Genomic DNA, 13,080 nt, shown 5'->3' on the forward strand with positions numbered 1-13,080 from the left:
GGTCGGAGCACAATGCTTGGAGACCCTCGCAATCTACACTAGATTGACGGCCTCGACGGCAAGGGAGGGGAAATTGGCGAAAGACGTTCCGATTCCGGAAAAGATATTTGTCGCTATCTCGGTCGCCAATCCTGAAAAGCTGACTCCGCTTGCTGGTGCCACGACCGCGGCTCTGCGGATGGCCAGGTGGGCGCGCCGCATGGGTTACCTGGTAGTTCCGGTCCACGACGCCGACGGAGAGGTCACCATCTCGCTCCTTCAACGAAAAATCGTGGAGGCTATCGAACTTGTTCAGCAGGAAAAAGTACTGCGGAGGATTGTCGTATTCTTCGCGGGGCACGGCGGGACCAAGGATATCGAAGAGCCCTATTGGCTCCTCTCCAATTGGTGGAGCCAGCCGCAAGAAGCTGTCGATATCATCCGGTTTCGCCGGATGCTTCGATACTATGCTCCGATCCAGGTTACGCTCATCGGCGACGCCTGCCAAGTCGTTGATAAGGCCTTTCTTGAGCTAAAAGGCAGTGGGGTCCTCGACCGAAAGGACGAGGACAATCCATTCCCCGAGCTCGATCAGTTCTTTGCCGCAGACGCCGGCGAAGAAGCCTTCATGATCAAATCACGAAGCGCAGACGGCGATTTCTGCATTTTTACCGAAGTCTTGCTCGATGCCCTCGAGGGCGATGCGCCGAACGCGTTCGATCAGCACCGACAAGGCGACCCTGTCGTCACCAGCACGTCGTTGGCGCGCTATCTGCAAGAACAAATTCCGATCGAGGCGGGGCGGCACAATGTCTCGATGAAGCCTTGGCCAGTTCCGGGGTTCTTCACCGATACCGTCTACGCCCAGTTTCCCTCCGGTCTCGGCACCGACGGGCTGGATGTCCCCATCGATTGCACTGACGCGGGGCCGCGCGCTGGCGAATTGATCGTGACCGACATGGATGACCAGCTTGGTCCCAAGATCGATTTCGCCGAGATCAAAGCGCAGAAGCAGTCGCGTGCTGTCGGCATATTTCGGGATCTTATATTTACCGACACGCCCAACTACTCGATCTCGGGCAGCGGGCTTGTCGTTATCGGTCTCAAGGTCGCGGCAATCCATGGTGGCGGGTACGAGGCGGATCCCGGTCATCACGGCGCGTTCCGGCTCTATTTGTCTAGTGAGCCAAACAATCTGTCTTGGAAGGATTATGTCGTCGAGCTCGTCGATGGCCGCTGCGTCTATGTGTGCGGGGTCCAGTGGTTCATGGCCAAGCTTTTCGTGCACGAGCATGGCGAGATCAGTCTCGTGCACCGTCACATCTCCGAGAAAGCCAAGCCCGCGCCGGTCGTCTCCGGTGCGCTCGCCGATCTTGCCGCGGGCCGGATCGGACGGGTCAGCGCCGTCGACCTGGCAGCTCAGGTGCGGCGCGGCAAGCATCTCGATTACACGCTGGGGCTGCTCGCGGCCTACCTCTACAACGCGATCGGTGACATTGACGGCATTCGGTCGATCGCCTGGTACTACCACCGGGAAGGGCAAGTCATTCCGCTCGACATCGCGTTGCTGACGGGCGGGAAGCTCCATATGGGCGATGACGGGACGCTAACCGTCGACATTCCCGCAACGCAGAAGCGCAAGCCGCGCACCGATGTTGAAGACGGCCTTGCCTTCACCACCTCGGCCACATCGGCAGTCTCGGGAGCGGCGGTAGGCGGCCGGGCTCCTTGGCTGCGCAGCGGGTGGCGGGCAATCGAAACGGCACTTCTCCACGAAAGCGCGGAGGAATGGCGCCAATGCGCGATGAACGTCGTGCCCCATCTTACCGAAGGCCAGTTCCTCACCGTGCGACCCGAGGGGAAAGCGGCATTGCTGAAGTTGATCGAACGGGCGCGGTCGATCTCGATGGAAATGGTTAGGGACGCGTGAGGCGATGAGACTGGTCTTTGTTCACGGTATCAACCAGCAAACGAAGAGCAGCGCCTCGATCCAACAGGCTTGGCTCGACGTGCTGCGGCCGACCGGGAGCCCCGGGGATTGGCCCGGTGATGCTGTCAGCGGCGTCGCGACCCCGTTCTACGGCGACCAGCTCTTCGCCTTGTCCGAGGCCGGCCGAAGGGCCGCGGCGATTGCCCAGGGCGCTGGCGAAATTCCCGATGAGTTCGCAGAATTCGCAGGCCCGGCGTTGGCCGAGATGGCGTTTCGGGCGGGCGCCGACGAAAGCGCTATGGCGGCCGAGGCCGATAAGATCGCCATCGCCCAGGGCGCTGGACCGCACAAGACCTGGCTCAAGGCAGCGGCGCGCGCGATTGAGGCGATCTCGCCGCTCAAAGGGGAGATCGCGCTTCGCTTGCTCGGTCAGGCACATGCCTATCTGAAGCGACCTCACATTATGGCGGAGATCGACGATGTCGTGCGACCTGCGCTCGAAGGTGATGAGCCGATGATCATCGTCGCGCACTCGCTTGGCACGATCGTCACCTACAAGCTGCTGCGCGAATTCTCCGCTGCAGGAAAGCCCCGGCAATGCCCACTCTATGTCACGCTCGGCTCGCCTTTGGGAATCGACGTGGTGCGCAAGAGCTTTGCCCTACCGCGGGGCCGCCCGGCCGACGTCGCCCGCTGGGTCAACGGGGCCGACCCAGAGGACTTCGTCGCACTACGGTCCGTGCTCGATGCGACGACCTTTGGCAGCGGCATCGAGAACATCTCGAATATCGAAAACGGCTATGACGATCCGCACGCGATCACCCGCTATCTGGCCAATGCGGATATCGCGTCATTGATCCGCACAGCGATCGGATGACCCAGCCACTCTAGGGTCATTGCGTCCATTCGAATGTGGGACACCCGGTCCTGCCTTGCTCATCGCCGTCGACGGGCGTTGCCATAAGCTTTCGCGCCACCGAGGTCAGACCGTGCATGCCGTGCATAATCGCGGTGAAGAGCACTTTCGGCGACCCCGTCATCGCGTCTTCCAATTGCCGTAGCATCGTTGTGTAGCGGATATTGAAAAGGTGATTGAGCTCCGCAGCGCGCGAGCCGACCGTGTAGTCCGCCGCTTTTGCATTCTCGAGGATCGGGTAGACCTTTGCATAGTCGATCTCGATCGCCGGCCCCGTAGGCTTGCCGGCCGGATCGTCCGCCGGCGTAAAATGCTTGCCGAAATGGATCTCCGCAAAGCGGTAGTAATGGCCGATACCAAACGGCCGCACGACATCCTCGGCGAAGCCGGCAGGGGTTGCGGGCCATGAACCCTCGCCCTGGGTTATGGCCTGGGTAAGCGCGGCCTTGGCGCTTGCCAGATCAGTGACGGGCGTGACCTGGCCGCCTCCGGCCCAATAATAGTCGCTGTCCAGCTGCCGGGCGGGATCGCCGACGAACAATGATCCGGGCGCTTCCGCCTCGATTTCCTCGAGCAGCTTGATCAGGTCGTCGTAGAATTGCCCGATGGTCGGCGCGGGAACATCGATCTTCCCGCCCAGCGCGACGGCTGCGATCATCGACGCGGGCTTCTCGATCTCCATGAAGGTCTTGATGGTGTTCGGCGAGAAGGCCGCGAGCGGCACCGGAAAACGGCGATCAGCAAAAGCCTTGCCGTTGAATTTCAGCACAAGAGGGTAGACGGGATTGGCGTTTCGATCGATCCGGACAGTGCCGCCGACGGCGTTGATGACATTGGCGACCAGCGCCAGATGCAGCATCTCCTCGATCGCAACGCTGCGGATCCGCTCGGCGGCGTCGCGGTTTTGCGGAAGCTTGATGCTGAGCAGCGCCACGAGATAGGCAGGGATGGTCGCCAGTTCGAGCTCGAGCGCGGTCTGCAACCCCGCCGACAGAGCTGCGCGCTTTTCGTCGATCGACATTGCCATCTTATGGGCCCGTCCTTACGAGATGATCGCCGAGCCGGTAAGCGAGCGCGGCAAGCGTGAGGGTGGGATTGACCGACCCAAGGTTCGGCATCACGGCGTTCGAAATCACGTAGACGTTGTCGGTGCCATGCACTTTGAGGTTGGCGTCAACCACACCCACCTTCTCGTCTTCACTCATCCGGCACGTCGAGGCGGCGTGGTCCGCCCGCCACGAGACGGTATAAGCACCATCGAGTTTGGCGCCCATGGCGGCGAAGATCTCGCTGACCTTCTTCTCGATCGTCAGCATTCTGCCGTTGAAGGCGCCGTCCTGAGCAAATGAGACGGTGGTCATTGGCAGGCCCACCTTGTTGAGGGCGCCCATATTCCTGACGGTATTCGTCGAGCGGCCGAAGACCTCGACCATCCCCTGGATCGTGACCTTGTTGGGACCGGCAAGGTTCTGATCGATCTTCGCCCGATCGGCTCCGCCTTGCATCTGAGCCGCGAGCGAGAAAGCGGGCGTGTCGGGTGGTGCCACCATCATGAACTTTCCCGCCGCCTGTTCGGTCGGGCTGTCGAAGTGCCGCGAAACCAGCGTCGGGAAATTCAATTCCGGTTGCAGCCGCAGCTTGTTGTCCGGCAGGATGGCCGTCATGACGAAATAGGGGTGCGTGATCAGATAACGCCCCACCTGGTCGTTGTGATTGCCGATCCCGTCTAGCCAATCATCGGATTTCGATCTGAGAAGCAGCTTAGCGGACTCGATCGCGCCGGCCGCGACGATCACCCGATCAGCCGCGACACGAACGACGTCGCCGCTCGCCTTGTCGTAGTAGACTACGGCGCTGGCCTGGCGTTTTGTCCCGGTCTCGATCGCCAGCACCGGCGTACCGGTTCTGATCTCGAGGCCCGGAAAATCGTTCCATTCGATGAGGTCGTCGAGATAGTTGCTGGCCACGTAGCGTGCGCCAAACGGGCAATATTTGCAGGTTCCGGTGGTTTGGCACGGCGCGTGGCGCGACGGCACCTCCGAAACGCCGCGGCGGGCGATCGGTAGCTGTCCATAGCCTATACCGAGCTTATCGAAGGCATCCGCGTAGATCTTGTCTTCGAGCGTGAAGGGGAAAGCCGCGAATGGAAACTCGCGCGTGCGCGGCACAACCGCATCCTTAGAATCCCCTGAGACCGCGAGATGATGTTCGGCTTGGCAATAGAATTCCTCGAGCTCCGCATAGCCAAACGGCCAGTCGATGCTCTCGCCGGTGTTATGTTGGAGCAGGAAATCCTCCGGCTTCATCCGGAACGCCCAGCCGCCCCAGTGCAGCGTCGTGCCGCCATAAGCGAAGAGGCGGGCACCGCGCAGCGGGACCTCGGTGGCCCCCGCGTTCTGGTTCTCGCCAGGATCGTCACGCTGCGGATAGTTGGCGTCGCGGGCGTTGTCGTAAGGCAGTCCGCCCGTTACGAGATAGTTCTCCCACAGTCCGAAATCCTTCGTCGTCACGCGGCTGCCGGCCTCGAGCACGACGATCTCGGCATGCCTGTTATTGGCGAGCAAAGTCTCGATGACGACAGTGGCGGCAACGCCCGATCCAATGATGACCGTCTTCATCAGGCGCCCTCGTCGATGCCGCGATACGGTCTATCCGACGGGTCGTTCGTGCCCCCGAAATAGCCGTTGAAATTGCGGGCTCCGAACGATTTGAAGCCGCCAAAGGCCAACCTCATGGTGATGAATTCGTTGACGACGAAGCGCTTGGCCACGTCGATCGCGGTGCTGGGCACCCCGTCCGGGACCTTGATCTTGAACAGCGTCTCGAACGCCTTCTCGTTACCCTGCGCCGCAATCAAATCCGCGATCACTTCGGCGGCGGTCGAATAATAGCCGCGATACAGCGGACTGATCGCGATCCGGTTGTCCATGAACACTTTGAGGCGCGATCGGTAGGGCTCGGGATCATCCCCAAGCTTCCAATAGGTGCCGATGGCGACGAACATCGTCCACAAGGGCTCCGGGATGCCATAGGGCGCCTCGAGGATCTCGCGCGACAGCGGATGGACAATCTTGTTTTGATACATGCGAGAATTCCCTGGAGGAGTTGCCGTCAGACCTTCAGTGTGATGCTCGCTCCCGGGTTGAAGGCAGCGCTGAGCGTGCCGTTCGATTGCTGGACCAATTGCGCGATATGGGCTTCCACGGCGGCATAGGTCTTCTGCTCGTCGCTGCCCGGCTCCTGCGCGGACGAGGTGGTGCTGAACCAGAACTTGAATTTGCGCCCTTCCGCGGCCGGATTGAGCGTACGCTGCGCCGCCTTGCCCAAGCGCGATTGATAGATGAGGTCGATCACCGAAAGCTCGGGATTCCCATTCTCGCCGTTCCCGCAGAAGATGTAGTGGTCGGCGGAAACGTGCTTAGCGAAGTTCTCGTCGAGATTATATTCCGAGGCGTGATGCTGCACTTTGAGCACATCAAGATGAATGCTGCCGCCTTCGAGAAAACCCGTCTGCTCAAGACCCGCGAGGATGAAATCCTGCTGCGAGTCTCCGGTGAGGAGGAGCCGCTTGCCATTCTCCTCGACCATGAACATCAGCGAGGCGATGTTCGGCGCTGTCACGCCCTTGTAGGGCGCGATCCCATTCCACCGGCTGCCGACCGTGGTGAGATCGCTCACGCCGTCGAGCTTCTCCTTGATCTCGCGGCGAACCCGGGCGAGCCCTGCATGCCCATCGGTGGATTCGAGCCAGGTATTCCAGCCCTTCTTCAGCGCCTCGAGCTCCTTGGTTCCCGGGCCGACGATTGTCAGGATCATCGAGCCGACGGGGATGGACTGCTGGTCGCGCCGCATCATAAGCAGTTTTGCCGGCCCCTGGGCGCCAGGCAGCTGGTTGGTGGGAATCTTGAGCAGATCGGCGGACGCGAGGCGTGACACCTTCAGTGCCTCGGGGATCGACAGCGCGATCTCCTGATAGACGATCCCCAAGCCCCTGAGCTCCGCGTCCCCAGTGGCGAGCAGGGTGGCGGCCGATGCCGCCAGCAGCTCCTCTACCTTGTCGGCGTTTTGTCCCACCTGGTCACGGAAGGCATTGTGCCAGATACCGCCGATCTCAGGCGGGCGGGGCACCTTGGGTTTGGGCTTCGGCGTGCCTTTCGCCTTGTGGTGATCGTAGAGCCGCCACTCGAGCTCGTCCTCGAGCAGCGCGAGGACGCCGGAAATGTGATCCTGATCGATATGCGACACGTAGACGTAGTCGATCTTGATGTTCCGGGTGCGTAGCTTCGCGAGCTCCTTGCGCACCACGCCTCGCATGCTGTCGTGCATGCCGCCGTCGCAGAGTATCCGGGCGCCGTCATTGGCCTCTAGGAGCAGGCAATCACCCTTCGACGATTGGAAGATTTCAATCTTCATCGCTCAGACCTCCCTGCGATCGCTGAACGTGCGCGCTTCGGCCACCGCCGCGGCAGCGTCGATGACGCCGAAACCGGCATCATTCGCCCAGCTGTATGACGCGCCCGGAAGCGGCTTTGCCGTGCGTTGCAGGATGCCCGAGCATTGCGCGGAGGTGAGATCGGGATTGACCGCGAGCATGAGCCCCACGACGCCCGTGACATAGGGGCTCGCCATGCTGGTCCCGGTCATCGAGAGCCATGCCTTGCCATCCTCGCTGAACCCTTTGGCCGCGACTATGTCGGTGCCGGGCGCCGATACCTCGGGTTTGCAGCGACGGTCGCGCGTGGGACCTTGGCTGCTCGACGCGTTGATCCGCTGCTTGGTCTCGTCGAGATTGGCGACGGCGATGACGCGGTGGCCGCAAGCCAGCGAGCTGATCGAATGGGAATCGACATTGCTCTCCTCGGAAAAGAACGATGGGAAGCGGATGAGGCGCACGCCCCGCTGACTGCCGACATCGATCGGATCGTCGCGCTCGATCCAGCAGTCGAAACGCCCATCTCTGACTTCCTCGCCAACGAGCCTGACCGTCCAGACGCCCGATGCCACGCCGCGCAGATTCGCCCGGTCAAGATTGGGCGTGAGGTAGATTGCGGCGTAATTGGCGCCGTTGGTTGGATGATAGAGCTCATTGTAGATCGAGACCGTCGTGCCGCTCGGCAGCCGCCGGTTCTCGACATATTCGCACGGCTTGACGGTGATCCATTCGCTCGACCCTGGGGCCTTCAGCATGACCGTCAGCCGATCTTGCGCGCCGTACCAAATTTCGAGCTCGTTCTCCGACATGTCCTCCATGCCGTTGCCGATCACCGTCCATTCCAGATCAACCGCAAGTCCGCTAGCGGCGATCTGACCGCTTGCGTGAATGCGCCCCATGACGAAGCCGAGATCGTCGTCACTCAGTGCTTTTTGCTGGCCGGCGTTGCCTGCCGCCACCGAGATAGCGCGTCCCGGGGTCGAGAGAAGCGCATCAAGCCAGCGTGAGACCCCGTTCGAGCCGTCATGTGCTGCACCGTTGGTGCCCAGACTGATGTTGATCGAGATGGGTTTCTTCTCGCGCGCGGCGATCTCCAGAAGATATTCGACGGCATCGACTATCCGTGTCGTGTCAGTGAAAGTGGCCCGCCGTTCTTCGAGCGCCGTGTTTTGCAACGGTACGGAAATCAGCACGGCAGCAATCTCCGCCTTCGGGCAGACGCCGGCGTTACCCGCTGCGATACTGGCAACGTGCGTGCCGTGCGATCCCTCGCTCGATTGCGACTGCCTTTCGACATAGGTCGCGGGGAATTCCCCGGCCTTTTCCGCGGCGATCGCCGCGTTCAGCAGCGGCGCGGTCAATTCGCTCCCATAATCGAACCGCGTCTTGCGATTGCCCGACGGCGGTTTGCGGGAGTCGCCACCCTGATCCCAGATCGAGAGGAACCGGGTTTTGCCTTGCGCATCGAGAAAATCCTCGTGGGCGAAGTCGAAACCGCCGACATCGATAATGCCTACGATGACACCTTGACCGTCCTTGTGCTCGGCTATCAGCGCGGCGTCGCCGACCGTTCGCGGCGTGGGAGCAGGGCCGCCATTGCGCACGACCGTTGGTCGGTCCAAGGTCAGCGGCTCGGAAGGGTGGACAAAGGCTATCTCGGGATCGCGCTCGAGATCCTTCAATGCCGAGACGGGGATCGCAGCTGAGACGAAATTGCGTCGGACAAGCACCTGCCGCCGCCGCTGCATCTCGCCGTCGCCGTCCTTTGCCGCAAGCGCTTCCAATTTTCGGATCGTTTTAGGGCTGGTGTCTCCAGACTCTCCAGATCGCACCAGTTCCACAAACACGTTCACGAAGGAGTTGTTCGCCTGCGGCTCATTCTTGAGCTTTGGACGCCTCTTAAGCCGCGGCCGACTTTCCCTTGGGGCTTCGGCCAGGCCGGACGAAAGAAGGTCGAGCCCGGCAGCCAGGCCAGGGGAACCTACTAAAGATTTGAGAGTCTGCAACGGTGCCTGGGCAGGAGCCGGAGAGCTCGCGACAATCGAACTCAGGTCAGAACGGAGAAGATTTACTTCGGCCGCACCGTTTCGGATGCATCGGAGTCGCGGATGAAGTTTGCGTGAAAAGCGGTCCTTACTTGCCACAACCTGTCCCCCGGCCCATCTGTTGCTTGGATAGCACGTGGTCGGCGAACCGTCTCAAAGAAATTGCTCCATTTAGGCGCTTTTAGGAGCAGGGAAGCGCAACATTATTTTTAACAGTCGCTATCTTGAGTGTTCGACCGGCGGCGGTCGCCGAGGAAAGCGCTTAAAGTTGTCGTACTGGTGGAGTGGGTCCTTTCCGTGCTGACATGGTTCGTTTTCAGCCCACGCGGCACTGCTTATCGTCGGTAGTGCAGACTGACGTGCGGGTTCAGCGGCTGGTGCGTTTGGCCTTAGCAGGCATTCGGCATTCAATTGGTCGATAGCGATCGCATCAAAACTGTGCGCATTAGCGCCCGTCTCAAGATTCCAACAATATTTACCGGTCAAAATTCATGGCATTTGCTCTGATGTTCACCAGCGTGTTTCTGATAACATCCATTATTAATAAATATAATATTTAAAAAGTTCGAGTCCCTCCCGTTAAAGCAATTGGTCGCCTGCCGCCGAAATTCCGGCCGTTCGAGCGCAGAAATGCGATCCCTCAAAGGTGCCGCTCGTTCAGATTAGCCTTGCCTGCGAGGGGTCCAGCACCAACGAAAAGTTCGGTTGCCTGATGCGCCCATGCACGCCGTTGCTCGGAATCAGGCAAGCGCGAAGTTAGAATTGCGGTGCTGAGCCAGCCAGAAAGAAGAGTAAGGAACAGTTCGGCGATTTCTCGCGGTTCTCTGTATTCACCTGTCTCGCGCTGCAAGCGTGCGGCGATTTCGTCAGTGAGATATTCTACTCCCAATTTCATTCTCTCTTCCGCGATCGCCGCAAGTTCCGGGAACCTCCCGGACTCACTGTAGAGCAAGCGATTGATGTGAATGAACTCGGGGCTCGTGCCAGCACGAATGGCGAGATCTCCATAGGCAAGCAGCAACTCGCTCACGCTGGTATCAGTCTCGATTGGTGTGCTGTTCGCGCCGCTGCCCCATTCGGCGGTGTGCTTTGCGACCATCGCTCTGAAAAGGTCAGCCTTCGTCGGGAACCTAGAATAGAGCGTGGTCTTGGAAACCCGCGCTGCCGCCGCCACAGCTGCCATAGTTGCATGGCCATAGCCCTTATCGAAGAAGACCAGGCTGGCCTCGCGGATCAGGTGATCCTCGATAGCCCCCAGATCGTTGGCCTTGGGTCGCCCGCGCGAACGTCGCTCGATCATCAATAGTTATCTCCGAACGGTCTTGCGGACTGGTACATGGGCCTGATAAACCGGAAACGTACAAAATTGTACTATTGTTTGCGCCCAGGCTCCGTTAGGCACCGCACGAGACAAAGGCTACGGGTGAGGTGATCATGCAGCGGCGGACCTTCATGGGGGAATATCGGGCGCCTCAGGCGGCAAACTTGCGACTGCGCAAGCGGGCGCTCACTCAGCGATCCCTTGTTTGCGCCGCGTTCTTGGTTGGTGCAGCCACAATGGCTGCGGCGAAGAGCGGGCAGGATACCGACTGGCGCGTCTATGGCGGCAATGCCGCAGGACAGCGCTATTCCGAGCTGGACCAAATCAATCGATTGAATGTTTCCCGCCTTCAAGTGGCGTGGCGATATGACAGCGGGGAAGGAACGCTTCAGACCAGCCCGCTGGTCGTCGGGCGAACCGTGTTCGGCTATACCCCGGAACAGGCGGCCATCGCGCTCGATGCGACGACGGGCCGCCTCTTGTGGCGTTTCCAGCCCGGCAGTGGCAGCAAACAGCCTGCCCGCGGGATGACCTACTGGGAAAGCGGATCAGATCGGCGGCTGTTCGTGACCAACAAGAATGACATGTGGGCACTTGATCCCGCGACCGGAAATCCCATCGCCGCCTTCGGCGAGGGCGGCAAGATCGACCTGCGCAAGAACCTGGGGCTGGGTAGCGCCAACAGCAACGCGGTGTTCCTGACCACGCCCGGCGTTATCTACAAGGACGTCATCATTACGGGGTTCCGCACCTCCGAAGCGCCCCCCGGCGGCGCCCGGCGACATCCGTGCATACGACGTGCGAACTGGCAAACTGCGCTGGACGTTCCACACGATTCCCCGGCCGGGCGAGGCCGGTCATGAGACCTGGCCCGCCGAAGCATGGCGCACCGCCGGCGGCGCCAACGCATGGGCGGGAATGGTCGTCGACGAGAAACGGGGAATCGTCTTCGCCCCGACGGGGTCGACGGCCTACGACTTCTTCGGCGGTGATCGGCTGGGTAACAATCTCTATGCCAACAGCCTGATTGCGCTCGATGCCAATACCGGCAAGCGCCTGTGGCATTTCCAGGCCGTGCACCACGACATCTGGGACCGCGACTTTCCTTCGCCGCCCGTGCTGTTGACGGTTCGGCACAACGGGAAAATGGTCGATGCGGTCGCACAGGCGACGAAGCAGGGCTTTCTGTTCGTGTTCGACCGCGTGACCGGCAAGCCGCTTTTTCCGATCGAGGAACGCCCGGTTCCGGCCAGCGACGTTCCAGGCGAAAAGGCCGCGCCCACACAACCGTTCGCGCTCAAACCCGAGCCGTTCGCGCGGCAGCTCCTGACGGAGGACATGCTGACGACGCGAACGCCGGAAGCGCGTGCCGCCGTGCTCAGTCGGTTTCGCGAGATGCGCAGCGCGGGGTTGTTCGTTCCGTTCGCGCTCGACAAGCAAACGGTCGTCTTTCCGGGATTCGATGGCGGCGCGGAATGGGGCGGCCAAGCGGTCGATCCTTCGGGAGTGATCTACATCAACGGGACGGACGTCCCCTATTACTCGGGTTTGCGCCCAAACAAGACGACCAGCGCAACTCCGCTCGGCGAACGGATTTATGTGGAACAATGCTCGGGTTGCCACGGTGTCGACCGCCAGGGCACCCCGCCGCAAATGCCGACGGTGGTAGGCGTCCAGTTCCGCCGTGAGCGCCCACAAGTCGATGCGCTGATCCAGAGCGGAACAGGGCGCATGCCAGGCTTTCCGCAATTGAGCGCAGAAGAGCGGGCCTCAGTCATCGATTACCTGATGGGCGCGTCCCGCATGGGGGATTCCGATTTGCACTCCTTGATCGGAGACATGCGGGGCCTTCCCTATCTTTTCTCCAACTATAACCGCTTCAACGACCCCGATGGCTATCCCGCAGTCAAGCCGCCGTGGGGCACCCTGAGCGCGATCGATCTCAACACCGGCGAATATCGTTGGCGTGTCCCATTGGGCGAATATCCGGCCCTGGTCGCCCAGGGGGTGCTCGGCACGGGATCCGAAAACTACGGCGGACCATTGGTGACGCGAAGCGGGCTGGTAATCATTGCCGCCACCGTTTTCGATCGGAAGATGCGCGCGTTCGATAGCCGCAACGGAGCGCTGCTGTGGCAGACCGAGCTTCCTTACACCGGACTGGCGACGCCGATCACTTATATGATCGATGGACGACAGTACGTGCTCATTGCGACAAGCGGTGGCCGTGACCCGAAAGGCCCGAAGGGCTCAGCGTATGTTGCGTTCTCGCTTCCAAGCCGATGATGCAGTCAGAAACGGCAGGTCTGGTCGCGAAGCTTTTATCGCATTGGTCGCGCCTTGCTGTGGAACCCGAGTGATCGACGGTAGCTTCAGGAGCCGCCGACTTTTCGGCCGTTCAACCGCACGCAACCGTCTCCCGAAAGGGGGCCTTCGTTCAGTCGGCCCGATGCGCAC

The 13,080-nt window shown here is 60.9% G+C and carries 10 protein-coding genes; 4 read left to right on the forward strand and 6 right to left on the reverse strand.

All coding sequences use genetic code 11. The features are described 5' to 3' along the window. Positions 1 to 43 precede the first annotated feature (43 nt). Positions 44 to 1,909 (forward strand): hypothetical protein, encoded by a 1,866-nt coding sequence (locus KRR38_RS01335; RefSeq protein ID WP_217397871.1) that lies wholly within the window; start codon positions 44 to 46, stop codon positions 1,907 to 1,909. Positions 1,910 to 1,913: 4 nt separating this feature from the next. Continuing rightward, entirely contained in the window at positions 1,914 to 2,786 is an 873-nt protein-coding gene (locus KRR38_RS01340; RefSeq protein ID WP_217397873.1) for a hypothetical protein, read from the forward strand. 16 nt (positions 2,787 to 2,802) lie between these two features. Here the strand turns inward: KRR38_RS01340 and KRR38_RS01345 are convergent, their stop codons facing one another. From KRR38_RS01345 to KRR38_RS01370, 6 genes are all read right to left on the reverse strand, one after another. After that, positions 2,803 to 3,846 (reverse strand): ferritin-like protein, encoded by a 1,044-nt coding sequence (locus KRR38_RS01345; RefSeq protein WP_217397875.1) that lies wholly within the window; start codon positions 3,844 to 3,846, stop codon positions 2,803 to 2,805. Positions 3,847 to 3,853: 7 nt separating this feature from the next. Next, positions 3,854 to 5,443: a GMC oxidoreductase gene (locus KRR38_RS01350; RefSeq protein ID WP_217397877.1), complete on the reverse strand. Its 1,590-nt coding sequence runs from the start codon at positions 5,441 to 5,443 to the stop codon at positions 3,854 to 3,856. Further along, complete coding sequence (locus KRR38_RS01355; RefSeq protein WP_217397879.1) at positions 5,443 to 5,829, reverse strand: hypothetical protein; 387 nt, start codon at positions 5,827 to 5,829, stop codon at positions 5,443 to 5,445. The genes KRR38_RS01350 and KRR38_RS01355 overlap by 1 nt, the downstream gene beginning before the upstream one ends. A gap of 107 nt (positions 5,830 to 5,936) precedes the next feature. Continuing rightward, positions 5,937 to 7,238: an MBL fold metallo-hydrolase gene (locus KRR38_RS01360; protein ID WP_217397881.1), complete on the reverse strand. Its 1,302-nt coding sequence runs from the start codon at positions 7,236 to 7,238 to the stop codon at positions 5,937 to 5,939. 3 nt (positions 7,239 to 7,241) lie between these two features. Further along, positions 7,242 to 9,041, reverse strand: coding sequence for a S8 family serine peptidase (locus KRR38_RS01365; protein ID WP_217397883.1), 1,800 nt, complete (start codon positions 9,039 to 9,041; stop codon positions 7,242 to 7,244). A gap of 901 nt (positions 9,042 to 9,942) precedes the next feature. After that, on the reverse strand, positions 9,943 to 10,602 hold the full coding sequence (locus KRR38_RS01370) for a TetR/AcrR family transcriptional regulator (RefSeq protein WP_217397885.1): 660 nt from the start codon (positions 10,600 to 10,602) through the stop codon (positions 9,943 to 9,945). A gap of 134 nt (positions 10,603 to 10,736) precedes the next feature. Here KRR38_RS01370 and KRR38_RS01375 point away from each other — a divergent pair, with 134 nt between their 5' ends. Continuing rightward, positions 10,737 to 11,486 (forward strand): PQQ-binding-like beta-propeller repeat protein, encoded by a 750-nt coding sequence (locus KRR38_RS01375; RefSeq protein ID WP_217397887.1) that lies wholly within the window; start codon positions 10,737 to 10,739, stop codon positions 11,484 to 11,486. Continuing rightward, entirely contained in the window at positions 11,422 to 12,909 is a 1,488-nt protein-coding gene (locus tag KRR38_RS01380; protein WP_217397889.1) for a c-type cytochrome, read from the forward strand. The genes KRR38_RS01375 and KRR38_RS01380 overlap by 65 nt, the downstream gene beginning before the upstream one ends. Positions 12,910 to 13,080 lie beyond the last annotated feature (171 nt).

The sequence above is a fragment of the Novosphingobium sp. G106 genome, from assembly GCF_019075875.1.
GTDB lineage: Bacteria > Pseudomonadota > Alphaproteobacteria > Sphingomonadales > Sphingomonadaceae > Novosphingobium.